The sequence below is a fragment of the Exiguobacterium sp. s56 genome (assembly GCF_018618255.1).
GTDB lineage: Bacteria > Bacillota > Bacilli > Exiguobacteriales > Exiguobacteriaceae > Exiguobacterium > Exiguobacterium chiriqhucha.
In genome coordinates, this window is the sequence record NZ_JACSLR010000002.1 from 125364 (window position 1) to 150561 (window position 25198).

Below are 25198 nucleotides of genomic sequence, written 5' to 3' on the forward strand. Positions count from 1 at the left end.
AGCTTTGATATCTCGTTGCCACCCCCATTGTATGCAAAATCAAATCGGTTGAACAACTATAAAGATTCAGTTTATGTAATGTAAACGGTTACTCGTCAATTTTTTGTCAATTCCGCCTCGACTTTGCCACTTTCAACTGAAGATGTTCATCAAATCGACCGATAGAAGAGATGAGAGTACGTGAACTAGGAGGGACCACCAGTGAGCATGGATCATAATATTTTACTTGAGGCAGGCACGAACGAATTAGAGATCGTCATTTTCCAGTCAGGCCCGTTCATTTTCGGGATTAACGTCATGAAGGTACGTGAGATCATCACGATGCTTCCCCTCACTCCGCTCCCGGGCACTCCGGAAGCAATCATGGGATTGATTGAGCTCCGTGGTGAGGTCATGACGGTCATCGATTTACCGATGGTCATCGGACATCCGCGTGACGTCGGAGACAACGATCGCTTGATCGTCTGTGAGTTTAACGGAGAGAAATCGGTGCTCCGCGTCGATCAAGTGACAGAGATTAAGCGTATCTCTTGGGAACAGATCGACACGCCGTCTGATCTCGCACGCGGCATGCAAGGAATCACGAACGGGGTCGTCAAGACAGGCGACCAGATGATTATCCTTCTTGACTACGAGCGCATCGCCCTCGAACTGTCCCGTAAAGACATCATGGCCCGTGAATCGGTCAAACGACTCGGTGCCCGGGAGCGCTCGAACAAACACGTCTGGATCGCGGAAGACTCGGAGATGTTGCGGACGCTCATCATCGATACGCTCGATGACGCCGGCTATTTCAACACGACGATTTTCAATAACGGGAAGGAAGCGCTCGATGCGTTCGAACAGAGCGACGTCCATTGTGACTTGCTGATCACCGATATCGAGATGCCGCAAATGGACGGCTTGCATTTGACGAAACGACTCCGTGAGATGGATCGTTTCGCCGACCTGCCGATTATCATCTTCTCTTCGCTCATCTCGGACGACTTGAAACATAAAGGCGACGCGGTCGGGGCGAACGCCCAAATCACGAAGCCAGAGATTGGCATGTTGATTGCCACACTCGACGAATTTTTAGCCTAATCCGAAAAACGGGACTTCGCCTTGCGGCGAAATCCCGTTTTATTTATGATAATGCATTCAAGCGCGCTTCCCATTCTTGGTCGAAGCGACGCATATCGGCTTCGATGTCGTCGAGAATCGGTTCAAGGTTTTCGGTCTCGTTCGTCTCTCCAGCCACTTCGAGCTGTTGGAACCGGGCGGCCGTCTCGTCGAGGCCGACAGAATAGGAGGCCCCTTTCAACAAGTGGGCGAGCTGTTCGATTTGTTCATGGTTTCGTTCCAGCACCATGCGTCTCAATTCCGGGAATTTCGCCTCGAATTGGCGGATATATGTCTCGGCAATCTTTTTTAAGAAATCTTTATTTCCGCTAGCGATTTGATGGAGCTCCGCCAACTTTTCTTCGTTAAACAGAGCATTATGGGGCGTTTGTGACAACTCCATCCCTCCTTTGCTTCAATCCTACTAACATTCCTACCCACTGTAGCATGTTTTCGAGAAAAAACAAAAAAACTCCTCCTTTTCCGATTGCACTCTCCCATTCGCCTACCTATAATTAGGTTGAGCTAAGGTAGGAGGAACATTATGCTAACGATTTACCGTACCGACGCATCTGGGCGTGTCGACGAAATCGAAGACTTTGACAAAGGGAGCTGGATTCAACTCGTCAATCCGACGAAAGATGAGGCCGATCAAGTCATCGCCGCCTCCGGCATTCCTGAAGATTTCGTCTACGACCCGCTTGATATTGAAGAAAAACCACGATTTGAAAAAGATGATGAGGGCCTCCTCATGATCATTGACGTCCCATATGTGGAAGAAGACGACACAGGACGCGCCTATAATACGATTCCACTTGGGATTATCGTCACGGGACGACACTTCATCACCGTCTGTTCGCGTGACCTCGACGTGCTCAATTTGTTCGCCAACGGAAAAGCCCGTTTGTTCCGGACGAACTACCGGAGCCGGTTCGTCTTTCAGATTTTGCACCGAGTCAGCATGACGTACTTGCGCTTCCTTCGCCAAATCGATCGGCGCATGGACGAGCTCGAGCAAGAGTTGCAACGTTCGATGCGAAATCAGGAAATCTTTCAATTGATGAACTTACAGAAGTCGCTCGTCTACTTCATGACGTCGCTCAAAGCGAACGACAGCGTCCTCGACCGCATCGTCAAGACACCGAGTCTCGAGAAGCACGAGGAAGACGAGGAGTTGCTCGAAGACGTGTTCGTCGAGCACCGTCAGGCGATGGAGATGGCGTCGATTTATAACGATATCATCAGCATCAAGATGGACGCCTTCGGTTCGATTATCTCGAACAACGTCAACTTCGTCATGAAGTTCTTGGCCTCGATCACGATCGTACTTAGTATTCCGACGATGATCTCTGGAATATTCGGGATGAACGTCCAAGTGCCGTGGGAAGGACAACCAATCGGCTTTGTGTTCGCCATTACGATAATGATCGGTTTCTCAAGCCTCGCCTTTTACATTTTGTGGCGCAAGCGATATTTCTAAAAAAAGATGGTGTTGCCCGTTGCGGCGACACCATCTTTTTACATCAATTTGACCGTGACGAGACACAAGTCATCGTCGATCTCGATTTTAGGGACGAGTTGTTCGGCGACGTGACGCGCGTAGTCAAGCCCGTATGACGCGACGTCCTTCTCGAGCCAGCGGATGCCGTCGTCGATGTCTTTGCTGTAACATTCCATCAATCCATCTGTATACATATGCATCGTCATCCCCGGTTCGATGTCGATGACCTTCGACTCAAAATTCGGCTCCTCGAACATGCCGACCGGGACACCGGTCGTCTCGAGACGGGTCACACCCGAGTCCGACGTCACGATGACCGGCGGATGACCGGCGTTGACGTACTCGATTTGACGCTTCGTCGTGTCGATATAACAATAGACGGCCGTGAAATAGCTCTGCATGTCCTCTCCCGAGAACAAGAACGTCATCTGACGGTTCAACTCACTCATCACATCGACCGGGTATTGGACGTTGCTGACGAGACCGGGCAAAATCGACCGAATCCCCATCGTAATCAACGCCGACGAGACACCATGCCCCATCACGTCGAAGATGATGACCCCATAGCGATCCGGTGCGACCTGGAACCAGGCATACATATCCCCGGCCAGTTTTTTAGACGGCAAATAGAGGGCCCGGACGTCAATCTCATCGTTGCTGATGGGCGGGGTCAACGCGCTCTGTTGAATCTTTTGCGCGAGATCGAGGTCATATTGGAGCCGCGCCTCATATTTTTTGCGTTCATCGACGGCCGCTTTGTAACGGAGTGCGGAGCGGATGCGCGCGAGCAGTTCCGTGATTTTAATCGGTTTCGTCGTATAGTCGGACGCTTCAGCGTCGAGACCTTCCGCGATTTGCTTTTCCTCGGTGCGACCCGAGACCATAATCACGGGAAGTTCCTCATAGCCGCTCATCTGTCGAATCCGTTTGCACGTCTCGATTCCAGAGATTCCTGGCATCTCGACATCAAGCAGGACAAGGTCGTATAGCGACGGGGCTTGCGGGTCCATCAGGAGCGCGAGCGCATCTTCACCACTCGAGACTGAAATCGTCTCATAATCATGTTGATGCAATAATTGTTCGAGAACCATCGTATTGACCGGTTCGTCGTCCACAATCAAAATCGCCATAGTCATCCCTACTTTCTCTGTCAGTGTTCTTCTGCATATTATTGTATCATATCTAATCGCTTCATTAGGTATTTCAATGCTGTGACAGTTCGAAGTGGTTCAAAGATGGAGAATCTCGTTCGTTTTTGGCATACTGGAAGTACGAAAGCGAGGAATGCCGCATGGGATGGATATTCGCTGTGAGCGGTTTGATTATTTTGCTCGTCTTAATCGCGTCAATCGTTGTCATTCAAAAAGGATATGCCTATAAAGACAACAAGGACGACATCGTGCTCGATTACGATGAAATCAATCGCCGCATCACTGAAGAAGAACAGCAGAAAAAATAGAGCCATCGGCGGATGGCTCTATTTTTTATTTAAATTCGAATCGAAGTGCCCCTTTTTCAAGGTAGAGCGCGGCATCGAACGTCTTGTCCCCTTTTTTGAACGTGTGCACGTTCGATTGCCCGCCGTTAATCATCTGTTTCAGTTCATCTTTGGCAATTCCGACGCCGAGTACTTGTTTCGACATCGTAAACTTGCAACCTTCGCGAAAGCCGCTACAACCGATGAATTTCGCATGCTCGACGAGTCCCTTGCCACAGCTCGGGCAGACGCCGAACGATGCTTTCGGCCGCGCCGCCGACTTCTTCCCGAAACGTCGGGCTTCAATCGTATAGCCTTCCGGGTTCGCCGTCTCGACTCGCGCTTTCGCCTCTTCGACGAGATGAATCGACATCTTTTTCGCCTGGTCGATAAATTCGGCGGCCGAAGCCGATGCCTGCCCGATTTCGTTGAGACGTTTCTCCCATTTGGCCGTCATGGCCGGTGAAGCAAGGATACTGTCACCGAGCACGTCAATCAACAAGCGCCCTTTATCGGTCGGGACGAGTTCTTTCTTTTGTAGGTCGACATAGCCCCGCTTCTTCAATCCGTCGATAATATTGGCTCGTGTCGCCTCGGTTCCAAGCCCTTCGACTTCTTTCATGATATGAATCAGTTCTTCATCATCGAGCTGCTTACCGGCCACCTTCATCGCCATGATGAGCGCGCCTTCTGTATACCGTTTCGGTGGCTCCGTTTGTTTCGATAATACTTCGACTTTCTTTTCCGTCAACGGCTCCCCGAGTGTGAGCGCCGGGAGTTCGACGTCTTTGGACTTCATCTCGACGACTTGACGATAGCCGGCACTGACGACGACCGTCCCTTTTGCACGGTACAGGTCGTCGCCGTCCATGAGGTCGACCGTCGTTTTCTCAAGCTTGGCCGGAGGGGCGAACGCCGCAAGAAAGCGACGGTTAATCAAATCGTATAGTTTTGCCTCATCCCCGCTAAGTCGGGCCACATCGCCACACGCCTCGGTCGGGATGATCGCATAGTGATCACTGACCTTTTTCGCGTTGACGTAGCGGCTGTTCCGGGACGGGTTCTCGGTCAACACGTCTTTCAACTCGGCATAGGCCGCCGACTTCAATAGCCTTGCTTTCGTCTGTGGGAACAACGTCGCCTCGTCAGGTGTGACGAAACTTGAGTCAGTCCGAGGATAACTGATCCATCCTTTCGTATATAGCTTTTGAGCGATGTCGAGCGTCTTCTTCGCCCCGAAGCCGAACCGCTTGCCGGCTTCGGCCTGCAAACCCGATAAACTGAACCAAAACGGCGGGTATTCCGTCTTGTCCTCTTTGTCAATCGAACGGACAATCGCCGTCCCGGTCGCCCGGTTGACGACCGCGTCGGCTTGTTCGCGAGTCTTTAGTTTCGTCGTCTTACCGAGCGTGTATTTCGCTTTGAACGTGCCGCGTCCTTTTTGAAGCGTCGCCTCGACCTCAAAATACGGCTCTGGGACGAACTGTTTAATCTCACGTTCGCGATTGACAATCAAAGCGAGCGTCGGAGTCTGGACACGGCCTAGCGAAAACACGTCCTCGATGCCGATCGTCTTCAACAGCGTTGTATACGCTCTTGATGCGTTCATGCCGACGAGCCAGTCGGCACAGGCGCGACTCATTGCTTCGTGATAGTACGGGACCGTCTGGTCGCCTGGTAGCAGTGCGGCGAAACCACGGTCGACCGCCTGCTCGGTCAAACTCGAGATCCATAGGCGCGACAAAGGTTTTTGATTGCCGGCGAGCCGTAAAATGAGACGGACGATGGCTTCTCCTTCCCGCTCGGCATCGGATGCGATGATGACGTCGGTGATGGACCGGTCGTGCAACCATTTCTTAATCGTCTGGAACGGTTTCGACTTGCCTTTCGAGATGCGATAGTCGAATCGGTCCGGCACGATTGGGAGCGACTCATATTTCCAAGACTTCCATTCCGGCTTATAATGGGACGGTTCTTGCAGCTCGCATAAGTGACCGACCGCCCAGACGACGATGGCGCCTTCTGGGAACCGGGCACATGAAGCGATCTCAATCTCGTCTTTTTTCTTTTTTGATGGATACGGCGCAGCCAGTTTTTGGGCCTGCGACGGTTTCTCCGCAATAATTAATCTCATAGGATCCCTACTTTCACAGTCATCCGAAATCTCGTCGGAACGACACTTTCGAGAAAGAATGTATTTTCTTATCTATTCTATAATATCATTAGAAGAGTATGTACAACATAAAGGGGGATGTCTCTTGTCTTATCTTATCTTATTCGCCGCCGTCTTCTTCTTATCGACGAGCGTCTTGTTCGTCAAATGGACGTCCGCACCGGCCGAGACGGCCGCGTTTTACCGTATGCTGATCACGTGCCTGATGTTGTTGCCCTTCGTCGATTTCAAGTCGCTCCTCGGGACACGACTCATGACGCGATATGCCTTGCTCCTCAGCGGGACGTTGCTCGCGTTCCATTTTTGGCTCTGGTTTTTATCGCTCGATTATACAACCGTCGCCAGCTCGACGCTGTTCGTCACTTCGAGCCCGATTTTTGTCTTAATCGGGAACGCCTTGATTTTTAAAAAGAATCCGACCCGGAAAGGGTTAGCCTTCGCGCTCATCGCCGTCTTCGGAGGTATGCTTGTCGCGGCAGGCGACATTCAACTCGGACGTGAAGCGCTGTTCGGGGACTTGCTCGCTTTAATCGCCGCTCTGCTCATCGCGGGCTATTGGCTCGTCGGCCAACACGTCCGGACCGAAATGAACACGAATACATACTCGTTCAGCGTCTATCTCGTAGCAGCGGTCGTCCTCTGTTTCATGCTTCTCGTCCGGGGGACGACGTTCACCGCGTTCGAATCGGTCAACTGGTGGTATTTCCTCGCCCTCGCCTTCTTCCCGACGATTTTAGGACATAACTTGTTCAACTATGCGCTCGCCCGTGTCAGTGCGACCGTTGTCAGCATCACCATCCTTGGCGAGGCATTATGGGGCATGCTGTTCGGGTTCGTCTTCTTCGACGAGCGTCTCGGCGTGATGCAATGGGTCGGTGCGGCCGTCCTGCTCGGCGGAATTTACTTGTTCCTAAAAGAAGACGCCCGTTCCACAAGAACGGACGTCGCTTCATAAATTGGTTGCTTTCGCTTCGATTTCGTCTTCTGACGGGCGGAATAAGAGCTTGCGATCCCAAACAGCCATCCCGACCGCTGTCAGGAAGGTCATCGCATCAGCGATTGGGAACGCGAGCCAGACACCGAACACGCCGAAGAAGTTCGGCAGGATGAAGACGAGTGGAATCGTATAGAGCGTCTGCCGCGACAGCGACAAGAACATCGCGACCCGAGCCTTCCCGAGCGATTGATAGATGCCGTTGACGAGCATTTGGACGCTCAGGAGGAACGAGACGGCGAACAACACATGAATCGCCGTCACGCCGCCGGCAATCAAGTTGGCGTCGGTTGTGAACATGCGCATCAGTTGTTCCGGAATCAACTGGAGCGTCAACCAGATGATGACGGCGATGGCAATTCCAGCCCGCATTGCCGTCCAAATCGTTTCCCTCATCCGGTCGAATTGTTTGGCGCCGAAATTGTAACCGACAATCGGCTGCATGCCTTGGACAATGCCCATAATCGGCATCCCGACGAGCGCCATGAATTTATTGATAATCGCAAAGATGGCAAGTTCCTCGGTCCCACCGTACGTTCCGAGCATGACGTTGACCCCGACGAATAAAATCGACTGGGACACCATCATGATGAACGAAGATGAGCCGATCGCCATAATCTCCTTCAATTCGCCGAACCGTAATCGAAACTTCCGCCATTGGAAATCGAGATCGGTGCGGCGATTTTTTGAGAAGAAGAAACGGAGCATGAGCACAGACCCGACGACTTGAGCGAGCGCCGTCGACCAAGCCGCCCCGTAAATGCCCCAGCCGAACGTGAAGATGAATAGCGGCGTCGTCACCAAGTTGACGACGACAGTCGTGAGCATCACTTTCATCTGATAAGGCGCCTGTCCTTCAGCCCGTACCATCGCGCTCGCCGCGAGTGTGAACATGAAGAACGGAGAGCTGATGAGCACGACCGATAAGTATTGTCGGCTCAGTTCCATGATGGCCGACGTCGCTCCGAACACTTTCAAGATGTCATCCAACATGAAAAAGGCGGAACTGACCGCAAAAGCGGCGAACACACCGACGAGGACGAGCACGTTCAAAAACGTGACGGCGGCACCGGCATCGTCGCCTTTGCCGAGTTTCCTTGAACTGATGGATGCCCCGCCCAACCCGACAGCGCTCGAGACGGCCATAAGAATCATTTGAATCGGAAAGGCGATCCCGATGGCAGCCACGGCAGTCGACCCAATGCCACGGGCGACGAAGATTGTATCAATGATGTTGTACAGTGCCGTCACCAGCATCCCGATCATTGCCGGTAGCGACAGTTTGAACAGCAGGCGTCCGATTGGATCGGTCCGGAGCTGCTCCGTATTCTGATTCATGCTTCCATCCCCTTTGTCGTCTATGTTAACAGGTTAGCAAGATTGGATGGAACGGTCGACTATGTTGTCTTGCCGGATGTGTCAGACCGGGCTCGGCACAGGTGTGTTCACGACGCCGGCTTTTCGCTTGCGCATGATGAAATCGGTCGCGACCGGTTGCTCGACCTTGACACGTACCGTCATCATCGCCTGGTTCGCCGTCTCGAGGCTTTCTCCCGACTCATCGTACAGCTCATCGATACGCTGCGAGAAACGGACGAAGCCGGGACCGAAGAACTCGACTTCTTCCCCGCGTCGAAAATGGTTCCGTTGCTCGAGTGTCGCTATTTTTGTCGTCGGTTCATACGCGATGACGCGTGCCGCGAATGCATATTGCGGGATGGCGCGCGGCTTACCGAACAGTTGCTCGTTCTCGGTCGGGACGCCGTAATAGAATCCGGTCGCGAGTTCTCGTTGTGCCGCTTTCCAGATTTCTTCTTCCCACGCCGGATTAAACTCGAAGCCCTCAGGGTCGTCACAGTACGCGTCGATGACTTGACGATAGACGTTACAAACGGTCGCCACATAGTGAATCGATTTCATCCGTCCCTCAATTTTCAAGCTGTCGACGCCAGCGTCGACCAAGTCCGGAATGTGACGTACCATCGCCAAGTCGACCGAGCTCATCGAGAACGGTTCCTCGTCACGTGCTGCCATCTCGTCAGTCAACAGTTCGTCCGCCTCAAAGAATCCGTACTTCCAACGGCACGATTGGGCACAGCCACCCCGGTTCGCATCGCGGAGCGCCATATGGTTTGATAAGGTGCAACGGCCCGAGTACGAGATGCACATCGCCCCATGGACGAACGTCTCGATTTCGACATCGACTTGCCGTTTCATCTCTTTGATTTCTTCCATCGATACTTCGCGGGCGAGAACGATTCGCTCCAATCCTTCCTCTTGCCAAAAGCGGAGCGTCTCATAGTTCGTCGCTGACGCCTGCGTCGACAAATGGACCGGAAGTCCCGGCGCATCCGTGAGGCATACCTCAATCATGGCCGGGTCGGACACGATGACAGCATCAATGCCGATATCGCGAAGCTTGCAAAAGAACTCGCCCGCGCCATCGATATCGCCTTCATGGGTCACCATATTCGCGGCGACATACACTTTTGCCCCGCGCGCATGGGCGAACGCGACGCCTTCGGCCATCTCGTCATACCCAAAATTGCCGGCCCGAGAGCGGAGTCCGAACTGTTGTCCCCCGATAAAGACCGCATCGGCCCCATACAAAATCGCCATCTTCAATTTTTCTAAGTTGCCGGCCGGTGCTAATAATTCTGGACGTTTTTTCATCTCAATCCCTCACTTGATCTCTTCTGGATTTCGTAACAATAGTCCCGTCCCGAGCCGGAATTGTTCCGGCTGCAGTTCGGCGAGACGCCGTTCCATGACGAGACGGTCGAATCGACCGTTCAATAAATCTGAGCGGGCCTTATCGAACAAGCGGACGATATCAACGAATGCATCACCCGCGTGCCAACCCTCGAGCTTCCACGTGTGTAGGCCGCCTGTTATTAAAGTGGGCAGTTGTCCCATAAGCGTCAAATCCTCAGAGAACACATGCGTCCCGTTTTCGTCTTCATACACCGGATAGCGGCTGTCCGCATCCGATGGTTCGCTCACATAGTATTCGCGTGCTTTTGCCAACGTGTTCGATCGGCCAATCTCATTGAAGTAGTTCGTCAAGAGCGGACGTTTCGAATGATGGATACACGTCGGTCCGTACACTTGGACTTCGACCGGCAATCCGATTTGCTGTTGAATCAGCCCGAGTTCAGTCAACGTCACTTCACGGGCCGCGATTGCCCCGATTGCATCGCGTTTGCCCCAAAATTGAATGTGTCGGGCCGACGTGACGAGCGTTTGAGCATCATACCAATAGGGGATATTTGCATTACGGATTAAGCGGATGGCGCCCGGGTCACCGGCCGTCACACTGTCAACCCCGATTGTTTTTAAAGCCGATAAATAGTCAGGCAGCGTCTCAATCTGATGATTGTGCATCAAATTATTGACGGCGACGGTCACTTCTTTGCCATAACGGTGGGCAATCGCTGTGACTTCTCGCACAGCCTCCAACGACCAGTCTCCCTTATGGCGTAACCCGTATGTTGCTTCTCCGATATAGATGCGGTCAGAGCCCGCCATAATCAGCGCTTCTGCTTGCTCGACGCCCTGTGCTGTAGTCACTAGCTGTATCATCATTTGGTTTCTTCTCCTCACTTTGTGAGTCTAATCACATATTCTTGCTATACTCTAGCATACGTTTTGACGTCGCGGCCGAGCAGGAATTTAACAACTCGTGAAGAAATCAGTAACAATGTATGACTTTTTATATCGAAGGAGTGGACGATTTTGACAAAAACAGCCTTAATTACTGGAGCCTCGACAGGAATCGGACTCGATCTTGCCGTGTTAGCGGCCCGGGATGGATTTGATTGTATCCTCGTGTCTCGCAACGAGCCGCGGTTGCACGAATTAAAAAAAGTACTCGAGAAACGTTACCGTGTCAGCGTACACGTCTTCGCCCTCGACTTGTCTGAACACCAAGCCGTAAAACGATTGACGAGTGCAATCGCCGATGCCAGACTGACGGTCGACTTTTTAATCAACAATGCCGGTTTCGGAACGGCCGGCGAGTTTATCGAGCTCGATGCCGAGACCGAGGCCGAAGAGGTCCGTTTGAACGTCAACGCCTTGACCGAATTGACGAAAGCTTATTTGCCGGGCATGGTGGAACGGAATCATGGCTATGTGTTGAACGTCGCATCGGTCGCCGCCTTCCAACCTGGTCCGTATATGGCGGTCTACTACGCGACGAAGGCCTACGTGTTATCGCTCACCGAGGCGCTCCATGCCGAAGTGAAAGGAACAGGCGTGCACGTGAGTGTCCTCTGTCCAGGTCCAACCGATACCGGATTCTTCAATCGGGCCGGCAGCGAGATGATGGTGTCAAAAATGCCGTCTCATCTCGTCGCTTTCTTCGGCTATAAAGGCGTCATGACCAACAAACGCGTCATCGTGCCGGGTGTGTCGAACCAACTGCTTGTCGCCGCGGCCAAGCTCATGCCACGCGCAGTCAGCCTTGAGATTTTGCGCCGCTTCCAAAAACCATCAGATGCTGGATCGGAAGACGTCTCGACGATTTAACCCATGTATGCACGTTAAAAAAGGAGGAGGTCCCCCGGGGGACTTCCTCCTGCTTTATGTGATTTGATTATGACCGCGCCAACTGAATCATGCGCCGGATGAGTGTTATGCCTGGAATACACACCATCAGTGTCGTCGCCACCACGACCGACCAAGCCAAGGTGCTTTCGAGGGTGAGCGCCCGTTCCGTCAGCCCGCCGAGGACGCTTCCACCTTGAACGGACAAGACGATCATGAGTGCCGGCCAAACGCTGGCCCCGAGGATACTGAGCATCCCGTAGCGCGTCCGTAGCAGCCGACGTGACATCAAAAACAGATTGAGCCCCATAAACAGCAGTCCGATGAAAAGAAACCAACCGATTTCAACCAGATTGACGTATCCGCTCATGCACGTGTCACCTCACTCGTGTGATACCTACTTGTTACCCGTCTTCCCGCACAAATATGCGAACGAACAAGTCATGCAACAAGACGAGGAAGACGGCGTTCCCGATGCCGTGGGCCACATCGAACGGTAGACTGAGCACGAGCAGTTTGACGAAGTCGGCCCCGATGACCTCCGCGAACGAAAGATTGGCCGTCCAGCCGAAGAGAAAACCGGCCCCCAGACCTACGAAAGCTAGGAGCCACCGCGAGTGACGAAGCAGTGGTTTAAGTAAAATGACGACGAGTACGACGAGAAGCCATCCTAAAAATTGAAACAAGACGAACGGACCGAGTCCGAGCAACAGTCCCGATAAAATCGGGACGAACAACGCCAGCATCGCGGCGCTCGTGAACCCGAAATACAAGGCCGTCAACATGAGCAACGCCGTCGACGGTTGCACGTTCGGGATGGCCACGAATAACCAGCGCCCGATGACGGCAAGCGCGAGAATCTGTGTCAGAACGGCAATCGGGATGTCCGTCCGCTCAAATCTTGACATGATCCCCGCCGCAATGATTAGGATGAGGACGTATGTGACCATAGCGCACTCCGTTTCCTATACTCGGCTAAATCGCCATCGAAAACAATCGTACCGTTCGACAGGCAAAGGATGCGGTCTGCCGCCTGAATCAGTTGCTCATCATGCGTCGCACACAAAACATGTGCCGTCATGGCTTTCTCGGTTAACGCTCGTTCAAACTGAGAGCGCTCTTGCTCGGTCAAGCCCACGCTTGGCTCATCCAACAAGAACAGCGAAGCTTCGGAATCGAAGACGGCCTGCAGTTGAGCGACGCGACGATTCGCCGCATGCGGGAACGGGCCGTACTCTTGCTCGGCCGGTAAATAAACCGGCCGCTCGGCCCATTTGACCTTCCCATACAAGGGACGCACGCTTTTGGCAATCAATTCGAGCAACGTCGATTTCCCGCTCCCGTTCGTTCCGATACAGATGGTCAGTCCCGCCTGCTTCGCCTCGTATGACACATGCTCGACCGCATAGGAAGCCTGCAGCGGATGGCGATAGGACACGTCCGTCACGACAAGTTGGGGCTGATTCATGGTCGGATTGACGTGAAACGGGTCGGATGGGGTATGTTCGCGCGCCCTGTCTGTGTATGCAATCCGAACGCCGAGCCCGGTCAACCTGCTGAGCAACATCGTCAAATGCTCGACCCGAAACCGATCCAAATGTCGAAACGGCTCGATTAAGACGATCGCCTCGGATGAATCGGCCAGGGCGTGAGCGATTCGGACGAGTTGCCGTTCCCCACTTGAGCACTCGTCGAATCGCTTATGAAATAGATGATCGATTTGAAGAATGGCAGCCAGTTCGGCTCCTCGCAGGGCGTCACTCCCAGAAATGAGTGTTGCGACTTTCCCAGCAAGCGGAGTGTCGAGGCGAACGACTCGCGCTTGTTCTTCCCTCACCCACTCCTCGAATTCATCATGTCCGTCTGCCAAGGATAACCAACGCATCGCGCACCCCTCCCTTCGTCAAATATGGATACAGAAGCCAAACAACCGGTGTGACCATAGCCGCAGTCGCCCCGAAACTAGCGAGGACGAGGCATTGGCCCCAGTCATGTCGTTCGAAGCGTCTCATCCGATTCGTCACATATACCGGCTCGAGGCGTTGGCTGTCGATACCGACGACGACGGCCTCTTGCCAGTCACGTCGCGGATGACTGGCCAACGATAAACGGACCGCCCGTTCCATCGTCGGGACGAGCGCCCAACCGCCGTACAGCAACCTTGTCGAACGGGGCCATTTGTTCAAGAACGGCAATAAGCGCTCGAGGCGCATGAATCGATTGACCCAAATCATACCGAACAAAAAAGTCGCGAGTGGAATCAATTGATTTGTGACACCACCGAGCGAAATCCGCCACCCGAGAACGAACGGGGCAAGTGAAATCAATAAGAACGCGAGGATAACACCGAGCATCGCCAGTGGAAACCGTCGTTCCATGAGTAACAAACCGAACAGACCGAGGAGGAGCCAAATCGAGTCATTCAAGTATGTCAACACGTACAAATGGACGAGTAAGAAGAAAAGGAGCGTGACCGGATGTCTGCGCTCCCAATCTGCCTCATTCGAAGAAAGAAATCGCATCTTCTTCGAACCGCCATTGAATGATGTCGGTCGATTCGACTTCTTTGGCTCCGGCGCCTTCATCGCCCGGGCTACCATTGAAGGCGTAAACCCAGCCTGAGGATTGTCCGGCCGACTTCTCTTCAATCCCGTCAACGGCCGTGACATAAGTCATGTCTCCGTCGCCGACCGATTCAATGTCAAGCTCGGTCGCTTCAAGGGCATCGAGTACCGTCGCCCCTTCTTCTAAGCAGACACTCTTCTCATTGAACAGCGTCTCTTCGGTCGCCGCATTGTAAACAGAAATCGTCGGCTCGACATCACAAGCCGCTTCCTCGGTCGATGTCGTATCTCCTCCGCATGCGGTCAAAAGCGGGACTAGTAAACTCATCAGAAGCAAATTTTTCATAAATCAGTCAAATCCTCTCGTTGATGGATAGAGTAGTTGTATAGAATCGTGTATTTCTCACCCGTCGTCCGCCCTTGCTGGCTCAATCCCGACAATTGAATGCTGTTGGCGAGCACCGGCTCGCGTTGCAACCAGAACTTGACGAGGCGATTATCCCGATTGATCATGAGCATCGACTCATTCTCGAACGTGTACATGTCGTACAGCCCATCGAATGAGAACTGGAGGAACGGGGCATCGACTTGGGTCGTGAATTCAGACCAGGCCGGTTTCCGGATCGCGTCGAGCATATGTTCAAAGTCGACGAGTTTCTCGAAGAACGCACTTCCCGAATCCTTATTCAGTTCGTCGACTTGACGATACGTCAGCTCGCCCGATTCGTCGTAGTTGATTCGAATCTGTTGATACGAATTTGCGCGTTCGACCATGAGCAAATATTCGAGCGAACGGAGTTCACCGTCCTCGCTGAAAATCATTTTGCTTCGGTCGAGTTTAATGGACTCACTGTTAATCCGGCGCAGAATGTTGTCTGTCATCTCGTCAAACGTCTCGTCTTGAATCGACACCGTTCCAATCTGTTGTGACTCGGCCCGGAATTCGGATTGATCAAACAGCGGGACGAACAAGAGGACGATGAAGAAAAAGAACCCGACGAGCGCCCCGTACCATTTATAGCGGCTATTGCGTTTCGGGAAGAATAAGAACGACATCAGGAATCCAATTGGAATATGAAAGCCACCAATCGGGAATGAAACAATCCCGAGCAATGAAAAAAATAAAAATTTGATAAGAAAGTTTGGTTCCGGTTCTTTCAGTTGATTTAAGCGTAAACCTAGCAACGTACTGATGACGAAAAAGCCTAGCCATACGTATAGTTGTACTGTCACGTTAATCCCCCACTGTAAACTCGAAGAAGTCAGTCGCTACATGGCTGTCTGGAAACACGGTGCGCACTTCATCCACAAACGCCTCGTCTCGACCTTGATAGCGGGCCGAGATATGCGTGACAATCAAACGGCCAACTTGCGCCGTTTTTGCGAGCGTTGCCGCCTCAACTGTCGTCGAGTGGCCGTATTGTCGGGCGAGTTTCGCCTCTGCTTGCATGAACGTCGCTTCATGAACGAGCACGTCGACGCCAGTGGCGAGGATGGCTGCGTTCGGACAAGGGACCGTATCGCCTAGAATCGCCACGACCGGTCCGGGAACCGCGTCAGTGACGTATTCTTTAGAGGCGTACGTTTTCCCTTCAAACTCGAACGTGTCAGACTGCTTGATCGTCCGATAAATCGGTCCGCTCGGGATGCCGAGCGCCTTCACTTTTTCGACGAGCAATGCGCCCGGTCGTTCCGGCGCTTCGATGCGGAATCCATAAGACGGAAAGCGATGTTCAAGCCGTCTGACCGTGACGATGTGCCCGTCCTGTTCGAACGTATCGCCGTCCTCGTACTCGACAATCGTCAAATCATAGCCGAGATAAGAACCGGTTACTTTCATCGTCAACTCGAGCCATTTCTTGATGCCTTTCGGTCCATACAAGGTGAGCGGGCTCGATCCGTCGAGCGCCGAGCGCGTCGACAGAAACCCGGGCAGACCGAAGACGTGATCCCCGTGAAGGTGTGTCACCCAGACGGCTGAGACTTTGCGCGGCTTGACTTTCGTATGCAACATTTGGTGCTGGGTCGCCTCGCCACAATCGATAAGCCACGTCTGTTTCGCAAGCGTAAGTGCCAACCCCGAGACGTTCCGTTGTTTCGACGGCATACCGGAGCCAGTTCCTAAAAATTGTAACTTCATAAATAATATTGTCCTTTCTTGTCGTCCATTCCATGCTATACTGTAGGCAATCGTTGAAAAAGGATGTGATCCGTGATGAAGAAAGTTGAACATTCCGACTCGATCTATCAACAGATCCGGGAACGGGCGACTTCAATGAATCGCAAACACCAACAAGAATTAGGCACCTCAATCCTCATTCACGACATAGCGATGGAACTTCACTGTTCAGACGAACTCGTTTTAGAATCGTTGGAGTTCGCCGCATAATAGCTCGAACACATAGGAAGAGCCGACATCACGTCGGCTCTTTTTCATTTCGTTTTAGGTGTCGCGACGAGCTCGACAATTTGAACGACATATTCAACCAACTTGTACAGTTCGACGAGTGGCATACGCTCGTTCGTCGTATGAATTTCTTCATATCCGACAGCAAGGTTGACGGTCGGAATCCCACCGCCGGCAATCACGTTGGCGTCAGAACCGCCGCCCGAATGCAAGATTCGAATTGGACGGCCAATCGCTGTCGCGGCTGCTTTCGCCACTTCGACGACTTCGTCCCCTTCTTCGAACTTAAAGCCTGGGTACATGATGTCGATGTCGACTTCCGCACGTCCGCCATGTTCTTCAGCTGCGTCAAGATACGCTTGTTTCATCGCTTCGGCTTGTGCTTCCATCTTTTCATGAATCAATGAACGCGCCTCGGCGAGGACTTCGACGTAGTCGCAGACGATGTTCGTGGCACGGCCGCCTTCGAAGCGTCCGATGTTTGCCGTCGTCTCATCATCGATGCGACCTAACTTCATCTTCGCGATTGCTTTCGCCGCGATTTGAATCGCCGATACACCTTTTTCCGGGGCTACACCGGCATGAGCCGTCTTGCCATAGATTTTGGCGTTCACTTTCGCCTGAGTCGGTGCTGCGACGATAATGTCGCCGACCGGGCCATCCGAATCGAGCGCGAATCCAAACTTCGCATCAATTTTCGAAAGATCGAGCACTTTTGCCCCGACGAGCCCAGATTCTTCTCCGACTGTGATCACGAACTGGATTTGACCGTGTGGAATCGCTTGTTCCGTCAACACGCGAACGAGTTCGATCATCGCCGTCAATCCGGTTTTATCATCCGCCCCGAGGATGGTCGTCCCATCCGTCACGACGTAACCGTCTTGAATACTCGTCTTGATCCCTTTACCAGGTGTGACCGTATCCATATGCGCCGTGAAATAGATCGGGTCGACGCCTTGTTTCGTCGCCGGTAGCGTAATAATCAAGTTGTTACCTGAATGAGCCGTTTTCGTCGACGCATCGTCTTCATAGACGTCGCATCCGAGCTCTGTGAAGACCGCCTTTAAATGCTCACAGATGACTGCTTCTTCTTTCGTCTCTGAGTCGATCCCGACCAGTTGTAAAAATGTGTCAAGCACTCGTTTCTCGTTTACCATGAAAACATCCCTCCATCCAAACATTTCTAGGTTATTATAACAAACTCGTGCCGTTTGCACGAACCTTTTCCATTCTGTACAATGAGGACAAACACATTTGGAGGAACGTCATGAGTAAGAAACAGAAAAAGCGTCAACGCATCATTCAAATCGGTGTCGTCGTCATCGTATCCATCTTTTTATTGAGCACGTTTTTGTCCGGGGTGGCCATGTTCCTGTAACAGCAGGATATACCGCTCTTTTAAAATCAAGTAGCTCTTCACGTCCGACAAAATATTTAATAACGATGAACGTACCTCAAATTCCTCACGCGACGTGGGGAGGGGTACGTTTTTTCGATAATGCTCAATCGTCTCTTCGAGCTCCCGTAGGAACGTCGAAGCGTCGGCCCGTTGGTTGACGTTGTCGCCGACGCGCCGAAGGAACGTCGCGACCGGTTTGGCCTCATTGACGACCATCGTGATCTCCCGTGAGTTCTCGGCGATGCGCTTCAAGATGTCATATTGCCGCTCCCGCATTCGGAAGTACAGGTAATCCATGTCCTCGTTCCGCTTCCCAATCGAGTTCCCCATGCGACGGAGCGCGAGGTCTTTCCCTTGTTTCAAATAATCCCGCGTCTTCAAGAGCATCATCGAATGGTCGTTATAGACGCCCGTCTCGACACAGGCGGCCACATCATAAAAGTGAACGGCGAGGGCCCGGTCGATATTGTCTTTGATGCGCTCGATCTCTTTATCAAGTGTCGGCATATACATGTTGACGACGAGTCCGACCCCGACGCCGATGGCGATCAATAACAGCTCGTTCACGAACAAATCTAGCGAGAACTGCCCTTCCGTATATAGATGGGTCAAGATGACGACACTCGTGATCATGCCGTCCTGCAGTTTGAGCTGTTGAACGAGCGGGATGAACATGACAAAATAAAGTGTGAGCGTCGCCGGTGAATAACCGAGCAAGGTGAACATCAATGCCCCCATGCCGATTGCAATCAGGCTGGCCATGACCCGCTCATAGGAAGCCCGAAACGACTTTTTCCGTGTCTCCTGAATACTGAGGATGGCGATGATGGCTGCGAAGACGTAGTAATCGAGATGAATCGTCTCGGAGATGAGCATGGCGATCCCGGCTGCCGCCGCAGTCTTGAGCGTGCGTGATCCGATTTTCATAAATATCTCCTCCTCTCTCACAAAATTGTTCACTAGTTTGTTCCGTTTGGCAATCCATATGTTTGGAAGTGATCGTATTGAAAAGAAAAAAACGTGGCGTGATTCCCACGCTGCTCACGCTCGCCCTCGCCGTTTTAGGTTTCCTTTGGCTCCAAGACCGTCCGAGCGGCTCGTATACCGTTCAGACCTATGACAGCGGGGACGTCTCGACCCGATCATTTGAGTCACTCGACGAGGCGCGGGACTATATGGAACGTGGGGGCAACCGGGCCCTGCTCGATGCGTCAGGCGACGTCATCGACTTCATAGGTACCGGTATCGCCGTCACCCCGACCGACCGAATCACGAACTTGTATCAAGACGCCGAGTTTAAGAAACGGCAGTCGTATGTCGCCGGCGGGACCCGCCTCCGTCTCGTGCAGACGGCCGACAAGCATTTGTTGGTGAACATTTCCGGCGCCGACGTCTACGTGAAGCCGGCCGACATGACGCTTTATCCGGACGCCGTCGTCGAGCGTCGCGGCTTCTATCAGATGCGGGACGGACAAGTGTTCCATACCGTCGAGGCGAACGGCAACTTGGCCGGGACGTTCCTCGTCGGACCGGCGCCGCAACAGTCGTCCGACCGCTATTATACGGAGGACGTGCGCGACGTGTTCGATTCGCCATACCAGTTCGCCTCGATCGCGTCGAAGGCACCGTATTCGGCTCGCGAGCTCGACGCCTTCCTCGGCTCACTCGACGACAGCCCGCTCGCTGGTAAAGGCGACGCCTTCAAAGATGCCGAGGCAGAGTTCGGCATCAACGCCTTGTTCCTCATGGCCGTCGCCGGACACGAGTCCGGATTCGGTACGTCAGCCATCGCCCGGGAAAAGAATAACTTGTTCGGCTTCCAGGCGACCGACAACGACCCGAGCGGAAATGCGGCCTCCTATCCGTCTGTCGAGGCGAGCATCGATGCGGCGGCTCGTTTATTCGCCGAAAAGTACGTGACGGGCGCCTATGACCGAGGACCGTTCCCTGGCAATAAACAAGAAGGCGTCAACGTCAATTACGCCTCGGACCCGTATTGGGGCGAGAAAGTCGCCGGGACGATGTATCGCATCGACCGTGAACTCGGATTGACCTATTTAGAGCAGTTGAAGTGATGGCCCAACGGCCGTCACTTTTTTTGCAGGAATCCCCCCTTCGCTGAGCGAATACATAAACTGAACGACCATTCATTTCAAAGGGGGATTTGTATGAAAACGATTTGGATCACAGGTGGCTCATCGGGGATGGGCAAGGCGATGGCGCTAAAATTCAAGACCGAGGGCTGGAACGTCGCCATCAGCGGCCGCAACGAGGAGCGGCTACAAGAATCGATGGGCGAACTGGAGACCATCGGGGCCGGAGCGGCGATAGCCGTGCAACACGATGTGCGTGACTATGAGGGGTGTGCCGTTGCGCTCGATCAAATCATTGAACGGTTCGGTCCAGTGCACGCGCTCGTTAACAACGCTGCCGGTAATTTCGTCTGCCCGACGCTCGACTTGACGCCGAACGGATGGACGAGCGTCATCGACATCGTCTTGAACGGGACGTTCAACTGCACCCACGTGCTCGGCAAGCATTGGGAACGGGAGCAACTGCGTGACGGCTCCATCATCAACATGGTCGCGTCGTATGCCTGGCAAGCGGGCGCCGGTGTCGCACCGAGCGCGGCCGCCAAGGCCGGTGTGCTCAATTTGACGCGAACGCTCGCCGTCGAATGGGGATATCAGTTCGGGGCGCGTGTGAACGCGATTAGCCCGGGGCCAATCGAGCGGACAGGTGGAGCCGACAAACTAGCCGTCCACGTCAAAGAAGTCGAGCGCATCCGCCGCAATGTGCCGCTCGGACGGTTCGGGACACCGGAAGAGATTGCCGACCTCGCCTTTTGGATGGCGTCGGACGAGATGCGCTATTTGAACGGGGAATGCATTTCCCTCGACGGTGGCCATTGGCTAAATAAACATCCGTTCTAACCAAAAAACGGCCGAGGGATTCCTCGGCCGTTTCATATGTCTTGCCCTGTCCATTCCGCTTCGAACCGGTCCAAAAAAGTAACCATGAACGCGTGGCGGTCCCGGGCGATTCGTCTCGCCCGTTCCGTATGCATTTGATTCGCGAGCCGGAGCAACTTCTCCTCGAAATGAGCGATCGCGCTTTTCGAGTCACCCTCGCCGTGGAGGCTATTGCCACGTGCGCCGGCAAATTGGAACGTCCGGGCGATGCCGATTGCCCCAATCGCGTCGAGCCGGTCGGCGTCTTGCAGCATCGCGCTCTCACGTGACGACGGGGACCGTCCTTTTGAAAAGGACGACTCGTCAATCATCGTCAGGACGTGAGCCCGTTGTTCGGGGTCGATCGGTAACGTGTCAAGGTGACGTGCGACGAGACCTTTATCACGTCCAAGCTTCTCATCCTCGACATCATGCAAGAGCGCCGCGAGCGTCAAAGCGAGACCGTCGACCGCTTCGCCTTCCGCGAGATGCGTCGTCAAACGGCGCACGCGGTCGAGATGGGCCATATCATGGCCGGTATGGTCTCCGGCATGCAGCTTCGCCACGTACCGTTCGGTCTCGAGCACCGCTGGATGCATCATCAAATCTCAATCGTCGTGTTCGGCTCAATCAAGAGACCACGTTGGTGCAATTGATCGCAGAACGCCCGTGCGTCTTGTTTGATGGGCGGGAACGTATCAAAATGGATTGGGACGACTCGTTTCGCTTGGAGCCAGTGCGCCGCATCGAGTGCGTCGACCGGTCCCATCGTGAAGTTATCCCCGATCGGGAGGAAGGCGACGTCAATCTCGAAGCGTTCGCCGTACAGTTTCATATCCGAAAATAGCGCCGTGTCCCCGGCGTGGTACACCGTGAGTGCGTTCGTCTCGATGATGAACCCGCCCGGCATTCCCATATAAACCGGGATGTCGCCCATGTCGAGACTCGAGCTATGGAACGCCTGCGTCATCGTGACGCGGCCGAACGCGAACGAATGGCCGCCCCCGATGTTCATGCCGTGGACCGAAAAACCCTTCTTCTCATAATATGTCGCCAGCTCGTGTGTCGCGACGATCGTTGCGCCCGTCTGTTTCGCAATCAATTCGACGTCTTCGATATGGTCAAAATGGGCGTGGGTGAGCAAGATATAGTCTGCTTTGACACTCGCCGGGTCGACGTCCGTATGCGGATTGCTCGTCAGGAACGGATCGATTAAGACGGATGTCCCGTCGATATCGAGTTGCACGGTCGCGTGGCCATAGTAGGTGATCTTCATAGAAATCCTCCCTTTCTGGTGTCAGATGGATCGTTTCAGTTATAAGACTTTTTCTAAGAAGCGTTTTGCGCGGTCGGTTTGCGGGTTGAGAAGCAAGTCGGCCGGTTTGCCTTCCTCCATCAAGATGCCTTCGTCGAGGAAGAGGACACGGTCCGCCACTTCACGGGCAAAGCCCATCTCGTGCGTGACGACGACCATCGTCATCCCAGACTCGGCGAGCCCTTTCATGACATCGAGCACTTCGTTGACCATCTCTGGGTCGAGCGCTGACGTCGGCTCATCGAACAACATGACGTTCGGCTCCATGGCGAGCGCCCGGGCGATCGCGACACGTTGTTTTTGTCCACCCGACAGTTGACTCGGATAGGCGTCGATTTTCTCGGACAATCCGACCCGTTCGAGGAGCTTTTTCGCCCGTTCAATCGCCTCGGCCTTGCTCACTTTCAAGACGTTGATCGGCGCGTATATCAAATTGTCGAGCACGCTCATATGCGGGAACAAGTTGAACTGTTGAAACACCATCCCGATATTTTGGCGTGCTTTCGAGACGTTCGCCCCTTTTTTCGTGAGCTCATAGCCGGCGACGCTGACCGTTCCAGACGTCGGCACCTCGAGCATGTTCAAGCAACGGAGGAACGTCGATTTCCCCGAACCGGACGGACCGATGACGGCGACGACCTCCCCTTTCTCAATCGATGTCGTAATGCCTTTGAGGACCTCGAGGTCACCAAATTGTTTGTATAAATCGTTTACTTGTATCATCTGCCATCACTCTTTCTAAGCCGTTTTTCTAGACGTTGACCAAGATACGTCAACACCATCACTATTGTAAAGTATATCACACCGGCAAACAGGAGCGGTTCAAAGTAGATCGCCTTTTGCCCACCGACGATTTGCGCCCGGCGCATGATGTCGAGCACACCGACCGTCGAGACGAGCGCCGATTCTTTCGTGAGCGTGATCATCTCGTTGACGAGGGCCGGCAAGATGTTTTTGAACGCCTGCGGCAAGATGATTGATCGCAGTTGTTTGACGTACGGGACGCCAAGGGCATCCGACGCTTCCCACTGGCCTTTATCGACCGCTTGAATCCCGGCCCGAATGATTTCCGAGATATACGCCGCCGAGTTCAGTGAGAAGGCGATGACGGCCGATTGGTATGGCGTCGTGATATATCCGGTCAACTGCGGCAATCCGAAGTGGATGATCGCGAGTTGCAAGATGAGCGGGGTTCCGCGGAACACGGCCGTATAGGCGTGCCCGATGAAGTTGACGAGACGGTTTGGGACGATTTTGAATGTGGCGACGACGACGCCAAGCGTAATCCCGAACAAGGCCGAGACGAGCACGACTTGGAACATGACGGGAATCCCTTCGAGAATATACGGGATAGAATCATAAATCCGACTAAAATCCATTGTGAGTTCCTCCTAAAAAAGGCTGACTGATGCTTTCAGTCAGCCTTCTACAATCTTTATTCAGCTGGTGCAGCTTCTTGTTCGAACCATTTTTGAGCCAACTTCTCGATTTCTCCTGAATCGATCATCTTGTTCAACTCTTCATTGAACTGATCACGGAGCTCGTCGTCCTTACGGAAGGCAGCGGCTGAACCGGCCTCTTCCTCGTCGACGATTTCAAACGTCGTGAGTTCGCTGTCTTGATCGAGATATTTCTTCGCGACCGTGTCCTCGATGACCATCGCATCGATGCGGCCGGTCTTGATTTCTTGAATAATCTCTGGAATCTTGTTCAAGGCGACGATTTCAGCACCCGGGATTTGCTCTTTGGCAATCCCTTCTTGAATCGATCCGAGTTGGACCCCGACTTGTTTCCCGTCCAAGTCCTCAAGCGACTGGATGGCATCCCCTTTTGACAAAATCAAGTTCTTCGCCGTGAAGTAGATGTCTGAGAAATCGGCGTTCTCTTTCCGTTCTTCTGTCGGTGTCATACCCGCCATGACGAAATCGACACGACCGGCGTTGAGCGCCCCGAGCAGGCTCCCGAAGTCCATGTCTTCAATTTTCAATTCGTAGCCCATGTTCTCGGCCACTTGCTTGGCGATATCGATATCGAATCCGACAATCTCATCCCCGTTCGCCGTATCGACGAATTCATATGGGAAGTAGTCCGCACTCGTCCCCATGACGATGACTTTGTCATCTTCATCGGTCGATGTCGAACCTCCTTCGTTCACGTCTGCCCCACAGGCTACAGTAAAAGCGGCTAGGCTTGCGATACATAATGCTAGAAAACCTTTTTTCATGTTCATCGTCCCTTTCTTCAATAGGATGAAATTATCAGAACTTTAACAAAATTATGACATATATGTGAATGTTGCTCAACTGTTCTCTGACTCATCATATGTCCGACTTGTTCTTCAACCACTATATACACATAATTATTACTTGTAAAGTATATTCATGCATAAAATCTAAAAAAAATACGGTCACATTCGCTCGTAAGCAAAATAAGTGACCGTACCATTGTCCCGAGAGCCGTAGGGCTGCACTCGTTTGACCGAAGCGATGGGAATGGCGCTATACACGTGGGGATAGCGTTCCCCGTCCTCGTCAAACTCATAGTGGAGCAGGCTGCCGAGACGTCCGACATGGAACGAGACGAGCACGACTCGCTCCCCATGATAATGTCGACGCACGAATTTCCCGATCTGTTGCGGGGTGCAACAACGAATGTACCCTTCCGTTTGGAGGGTCGGCTCGTTGATCTCGCCGCGCGACAAAGCAATCGTATATTCGGCCTCGCTCATGATTTTGACGACTGGTTCCATCTCATCGATCCCTTCTTAA

General features: G+C 53.1%; 29 protein-coding genes. 8 read left to right on the top strand and 21 right to left on the bottom strand.

Going from position 1 to position 25198, the window contains the following annotated elements; translation table 11 throughout:
* The first annotated feature begins 207 nt into the window (after window positions 1-207).
* On the top strand, window positions 208-1083 hold the full coding sequence (locus tag KNP71_RS03590) for a chemotaxis protein CheV (protein ID WP_021067653.1): 876 nt from the start codon (window positions 208-210) through the stop codon (window positions 1081-1083).
* A 43-nt stretch (window positions 1084-1126) separates the two neighbouring features.
* On the opposite strand, the gene KNP71_RS03595 is transcribed toward KNP71_RS03590, so the two are convergent.
* Entirely contained in the window at window positions 1127-1504 is a 378-nt protein-coding gene (locus tag KNP71_RS03595; RefSeq protein WP_058763867.1) for an Hpt domain-containing protein, read from the bottom strand.
* 141 nt (window positions 1505-1645) lie between these two features.
* On the opposite strand from KNP71_RS03595, the gene KNP71_RS03600 reads away from it, so the two are divergent.
* Window positions 1646-2581, top strand: a complete 936-nt coding sequence (locus tag KNP71_RS03600; RefSeq protein WP_214830021.1) for a magnesium transporter CorA family protein — start codon at window positions 1646-1648, stop codon at window positions 2579-2581.
* A 38-nt stretch (window positions 2582-2619) separates the two neighbouring features.
* Here the strand turns inward: KNP71_RS03600 and KNP71_RS03605 are convergent, their stop codons facing one another.
* Complete coding sequence (locus tag KNP71_RS03605; protein ID WP_021067656.1) at window positions 2620-3732, bottom strand: PP2C family protein-serine/threonine phosphatase; 1113 nt, start codon at window positions 3730-3732, stop codon at window positions 2620-2622.
* Window positions 3733-3893: 161 nt separating this feature from the next.
* Here KNP71_RS03605 and ytzI point away from each other — a divergent pair, with 161 nt between their 5' ends.
* Window positions 3894-4061, top strand: coding sequence for a YtzI protein (gene ytzI / locus KNP71_RS03610; RefSeq protein WP_021067657.1), 168 nt, complete (start codon window positions 3894-3896; stop codon window positions 4059-4061).
* Window positions 4062-4086: 25 nt separating this feature from the next.
* Here ytzI and KNP71_RS03615 read toward each other — a convergent pair whose 3' ends face one another.
* Window positions 4087-6213 (bottom strand): DNA topoisomerase III, encoded by a 2127-nt coding sequence (locus tag KNP71_RS03615; RefSeq protein WP_029595302.1) that lies wholly within the window; start codon window positions 6211-6213, stop codon window positions 4087-4089.
* A gap of 124 nt (window positions 6214-6337) precedes the next feature.
* Between KNP71_RS03615 and KNP71_RS03620 the strand changes: the two genes are divergently transcribed.
* Window positions 6338-7207, top strand: coding sequence for a DMT family transporter (locus KNP71_RS03620; RefSeq protein WP_029595301.1), 870 nt, complete (start codon window positions 6338-6340; stop codon window positions 7205-7207).
* Here the strand turns inward: KNP71_RS03620 and KNP71_RS03625 are convergent.
* The 3 genes from KNP71_RS03625 to KNP71_RS03635 all read right to left on the bottom strand — a co-directional run bounded on the left by KNP71_RS03625 (window position 7202) and on the right by KNP71_RS03635 (window position 10831).
* Window positions 7202-8584 carry an MATE family efflux transporter gene (locus KNP71_RS03625; protein WP_214830024.1) on the bottom strand — a complete coding sequence of 461 codons (1383 nt, stop codon included), beginning with the start codon at window positions 8582-8584 and terminating at the stop codon, window positions 7202-7204. The two genes, KNP71_RS03620 and KNP71_RS03625, sit on opposite strands and share 6 nt — an antisense overlap.
* A gap of 81 nt (window positions 8585-8665) precedes the next feature.
* Window positions 8666-9919: a peptidase U32 family protein gene (locus tag KNP71_RS03630; protein WP_051627708.1), complete on the bottom strand. Its 1254-nt coding sequence runs from the start codon at window positions 9917-9919 to the stop codon at window positions 8666-8668.
* Window positions 9920-9928: 9 nt separating this feature from the next.
* Window positions 9929-10831, bottom strand: coding sequence for a peptidase U32 family protein (locus KNP71_RS03635; protein ID WP_082665705.1), 903 nt, complete (start codon window positions 10829-10831; stop codon window positions 9929-9931).
* 150 nt (window positions 10832-10981) lie between these two features.
* On the opposite strand from KNP71_RS03635, the gene KNP71_RS03640 reads away from it, so the two are divergent.
* A complete protein-coding gene (locus KNP71_RS03640) occupies window positions 10982-11776 on the top strand; it encodes an SDR family NAD(P)-dependent oxidoreductase (RefSeq protein WP_242678910.1) in 795 nt (264 codons plus the stop codon).
* Between the two features lie 67 nt (window positions 11777-11843).
* Here the strand turns inward: KNP71_RS03640 and KNP71_RS03645 are convergent, their stop codons facing one another.
* The 7 genes from KNP71_RS03645 to rnz all read right to left on the bottom strand — a co-directional run bounded on the left by KNP71_RS03645 (window position 11844) and on the right by rnz (window position 16498).
* Window positions 11844-12083, bottom strand: a complete 240-nt coding sequence (locus tag KNP71_RS03645; RefSeq protein WP_251132738.1) for a hypothetical protein — start codon at window positions 12081-12083, stop codon at window positions 11844-11846.
* Window positions 12084-12198: 115 nt separating this feature from the next.
* Window positions 12199-12702: a hypothetical protein gene (locus KNP71_RS03650; RefSeq protein ID WP_242678912.1), complete on the bottom strand. Its 504-nt coding sequence runs from the start codon at window positions 12700-12702 to the stop codon at window positions 12199-12201.
* A 17-nt stretch (window positions 12703-12719) separates the two neighbouring features.
* Window positions 12720-13679 (bottom strand): ATP-binding cassette domain-containing protein, encoded by a 960-nt coding sequence (locus KNP71_RS03655; protein WP_214830027.1) that lies wholly within the window; start codon window positions 13677-13679, stop codon window positions 12720-12722.
* Window positions 13648-14316 (bottom strand): hypothetical protein, encoded by a 669-nt coding sequence (locus KNP71_RS03660; RefSeq protein WP_131471244.1) that lies wholly within the window; start codon window positions 14314-14316, stop codon window positions 13648-13650. Before KNP71_RS03660 ends, KNP71_RS03655 begins: the two co-directional genes overlap by 32 nt.
* Window positions 14294-14686 carry a DUF4430 domain-containing protein gene (locus tag KNP71_RS03665; RefSeq protein ID WP_236355691.1) on the bottom strand — a complete coding sequence of 131 codons (393 nt, stop codon included), beginning with the start codon at window positions 14684-14686 and terminating at the stop codon, window positions 14294-14296. Before KNP71_RS03665 ends, KNP71_RS03660 begins: the two co-directional genes overlap by 23 nt.
* Window positions 14687-14700: 14 nt before the next feature.
* The gene (locus tag KNP71_RS03670; RefSeq protein ID WP_029595291.1) at window positions 14701-15591 is read right to left on the bottom strand and encodes a hypothetical protein; all 891 of its coding nucleotides are present in this window, start codon (window positions 15589-15591) and stop codon (window positions 14701-14703) included.
* 1 nt (window position 15592) lies between these two features.
* The gene (rnz, locus tag KNP71_RS03675) at window positions 15593-16498 is read right to left on the bottom strand and encodes a ribonuclease Z (protein ID WP_131471245.1); all 906 of its coding nucleotides are present in this window, start codon (window positions 16496-16498) and stop codon (window positions 15593-15595) included.
* A gap of 75 nt (window positions 16499-16573) precedes the next feature.
* On the opposite strand from rnz, the gene KNP71_RS03680 reads away from it, so the two are divergent.
* Window positions 16574-16747 carry a hypothetical protein gene (locus KNP71_RS03680; RefSeq protein ID WP_021067671.1) on the top strand — a complete coding sequence of 58 codons (174 nt, stop codon included), beginning with the start codon at window positions 16574-16576 and terminating at the stop codon, window positions 16745-16747.
* 44 nt (window positions 16748-16791) lie between these two features.
* On the opposite strand, the gene KNP71_RS03685 is transcribed toward KNP71_RS03680, so the two are convergent.
* Together KNP71_RS03685 and KNP71_RS03690 are read right to left on the bottom strand one after the other, a co-directional pair.
* Window positions 16792-17922, bottom strand: a complete 1131-nt coding sequence (locus tag KNP71_RS03685; RefSeq protein ID WP_029595289.1) for a M20/M25/M40 family metallo-hydrolase — start codon at window positions 17920-17922, stop codon at window positions 16792-16794.
* Between the two features lie 179 nt (window positions 17923-18101).
* Window positions 18102-19091 carry an aromatic acid exporter family protein gene (locus tag KNP71_RS03690; RefSeq protein WP_021067673.1) on the bottom strand — a complete coding sequence of 330 codons (990 nt, stop codon included), beginning with the start codon at window positions 19089-19091 and terminating at the stop codon, window positions 18102-18104.
* 68 nt (window positions 19092-19159) lie between these two features.
* Between KNP71_RS03690 and KNP71_RS03695 the strand changes: the two genes are divergently transcribed.
* Window positions 19160-20239 (top strand): N-acetylglucosaminidase, encoded by a 1080-nt coding sequence (locus KNP71_RS03695; protein ID WP_235045193.1) that lies wholly within the window; start codon window positions 19160-19162, stop codon window positions 20237-20239.
* A gap of 93 nt (window positions 20240-20332) precedes the next feature.
* Window positions 20333-21097 (top strand): 2,4-dienoyl-CoA reductase, encoded by a 765-nt coding sequence (fadH, locus tag KNP71_RS03700; protein ID WP_251132739.1) that lies wholly within the window; start codon window positions 20333-20335, stop codon window positions 21095-21097.
* Between the two features lie 32 nt (window positions 21098-21129).
* On the opposite strand, the gene KNP71_RS03705 is transcribed toward fadH, so the two are convergent.
* From KNP71_RS03705 to KNP71_RS03730, 6 genes are all read right to left on the bottom strand, one after another.
* Window positions 21130-21717, bottom strand: coding sequence for an HD domain-containing protein (locus tag KNP71_RS03705; RefSeq protein ID WP_242678914.1), 588 nt, complete (start codon window positions 21715-21717; stop codon window positions 21130-21132).
* On the bottom strand, window positions 21717-22391 hold the full coding sequence (locus KNP71_RS03710; protein ID WP_021067677.1) for a metal-dependent hydrolase: 675 nt from the start codon (window positions 22389-22391) through the stop codon (window positions 21717-21719). Before KNP71_RS03710 ends, KNP71_RS03705 begins: the two co-directional genes overlap by 1 nt.
* Before the next feature lie 39 nt (window positions 22392-22430).
* Window positions 22431-23153: an amino acid ABC transporter ATP-binding protein gene (locus KNP71_RS03715; protein WP_029595286.1), complete on the bottom strand. Its 723-nt coding sequence runs from the start codon at window positions 23151-23153 to the stop codon at window positions 22431-22433.
* The gene (locus KNP71_RS03720) at window positions 23150-23809 is read right to left on the bottom strand and encodes an amino acid ABC transporter permease (protein WP_021067679.1); all 660 of its coding nucleotides are present in this window, start codon (window positions 23807-23809) and stop codon (window positions 23150-23152) included. Before KNP71_RS03720 ends, KNP71_RS03715 begins: the two co-directional genes overlap by 4 nt.
* A gap of 56 nt (window positions 23810-23865) precedes the next feature.
* The gene (locus tag KNP71_RS03725) at window positions 23866-24654 is read right to left on the bottom strand and encodes a transporter substrate-binding domain-containing protein (protein WP_029595285.1); all 789 of its coding nucleotides are present in this window, start codon (window positions 24652-24654) and stop codon (window positions 23866-23868) included.
* Window positions 24655-24837: 183 nt separating this feature from the next.
* Window positions 24838-25179, bottom strand: coding sequence for a DUF952 domain-containing protein (locus tag KNP71_RS03730; protein ID WP_021067681.1), 342 nt, complete (start codon window positions 25177-25179; stop codon window positions 24838-24840).
* Window positions 25180-25198: the final 19 nt, after the last annotated feature.

Bases quoted from the DNA above. Each gene is read 5' to 3' on its own strand.
- KNP71_RS03590 (WP_021067653.1), top strand. From the start codon at position 208: ATGGATCATAATATTTTACTTGAGGCAGGCACGAACGAATTAGAGATC.
- KNP71_RS03595 (WP_058763867.1), bottom strand. From the start codon at position 1,504: ATGGAGTTGTCACAAACGCCCCATAATGCTCTGTTTAACGAAGAAAAG.
- KNP71_RS03600 (WP_214830021.1), top strand. From the start codon at position 1,646: ATGCTAACGATTTACCGTACCGACGCATCTGGGCGTGTCGACGAAATC.
- KNP71_RS03605 (WP_021067656.1), bottom strand. From the start codon at position 3,732: ATGGCGATTTTGATTGTGGACGACGAACCGGTCAATACGATGGTTCTC.
- ytzI (WP_021067657.1), top strand. From the start codon at position 3,894: ATGGGATGGATATTCGCTGTGAGCGGTTTGATTATTTTGCTCGTCTTA.
- KNP71_RS03615 (WP_029595302.1), bottom strand. From the start codon at position 6,213: ATGAGATTAATTATTGCGGAGAAACCGTCGCAGGCCCAAAAACTGGCT.
- KNP71_RS03625 (WP_214830024.1), bottom strand. From the start codon at position 8,584: ATGAATCAGAATACGGAGCAGCTCCGGACCGATCCAATCGGACGCCTG.
- KNP71_RS03630 (WP_051627708.1), bottom strand. From the start codon at position 9,919: ATGAAAAAACGTCCAGAATTATTAGCACCGGCCGGCAACTTAGAAAAA.
- KNP71_RS03635 (WP_082665705.1), bottom strand. From the start codon at position 10,831: ATGATGATACAGCTAGTGACTACAGCACAGGGCGTCGAGCAAGCAGAA.
- KNP71_RS03645 (WP_251132738.1), bottom strand. From the start codon at position 12,083: ATGTCACGTCGGCTGCTACGGACGCGCTACGGGATGCTCAGTATCCTC.
- KNP71_RS03650 (WP_242678912.1), bottom strand. From the start codon at position 12,702: ATGTCAAGATTTGAGCGGACGGACATCCCGATTGCCGTTCTGACACAG.
- KNP71_RS03655 (WP_214830027.1), bottom strand. From the start codon at position 13,679: ATGCGTTGGTTATCCTTGGCAGACGGACATGATGAATTCGAGGAGTGG.
- KNP71_RS03660 (WP_131471244.1), bottom strand. From the start codon at position 14,316: ATGCGATTTCTTTCTTCGAATGAGGCAGATTGGGAGCGCAGACATCCG.
- KNP71_RS03665 (WP_236355691.1), bottom strand. From the start codon at position 14,686: ATGAGTTTACTAGTCCCGCTTTTGACCGCATGCGGAGGAGATACGACA.
- rnz (WP_131471245.1), bottom strand. From the start codon at position 16,498: ATGAAGTTACAATTTTTAGGAACTGGCTCCGGTATGCCGTCGAAACAA.
- KNP71_RS03680 (WP_021067671.1), top strand. From the start codon at position 16,574: ATGAAGAAAGTTGAACATTCCGACTCGATCTATCAACAGATCCGGGAA.
- KNP71_RS03685 (WP_029595289.1), bottom strand. From the start codon at position 17,922: ATGGTAAACGAGAAACGAGTGCTTGACACATTTTTACAACTGGTCGGG.
- KNP71_RS03690 (WP_021067673.1), bottom strand. From the start codon at position 19,091: ATGAAAATCGGATCACGCACGCTCAAGACTGCGGCGGCAGCCGGGATC.
- fadH (WP_251132739.1), top strand. From the start codon at position 20,333: ATGAAAACGATTTGGATCACAGGTGGCTCATCGGGGATGGGCAAGGCG.
- KNP71_RS03705 (WP_242678914.1), bottom strand. From the start codon at position 21,717: ATGATGCATCCAGCGGTGCTCGAGACCGAACGGTACGTGGCGAAGCTG.
- KNP71_RS03710 (WP_021067677.1), bottom strand. From the start codon at position 22,391: ATGAAGATCACCTACTATGGCCACGCGACCGTGCAACTCGATATCGAC.
- KNP71_RS03715 (WP_029595286.1), bottom strand. From the start codon at position 23,153: ATGATACAAGTAAACGATTTATACAAACAATTTGGTGACCTCGAGGTC.
- KNP71_RS03720 (WP_021067679.1), bottom strand. From the start codon at position 23,809: ATGGATTTTAGTCGGATTTATGATTCTATCCCGTATATTCTCGAAGGG.
- KNP71_RS03725 (WP_029595285.1), bottom strand. From the start codon at position 24,654: ATGAAAAAAGGTTTTCTAGCATTATGTATCGCAAGCCTAGCCGCTTTT.
- KNP71_RS03730 (WP_021067681.1), bottom strand. From the start codon at position 25,179: ATGGAACCAGTCGTCAAAATCATGAGCGAGGCCGAATATACGATTGCT.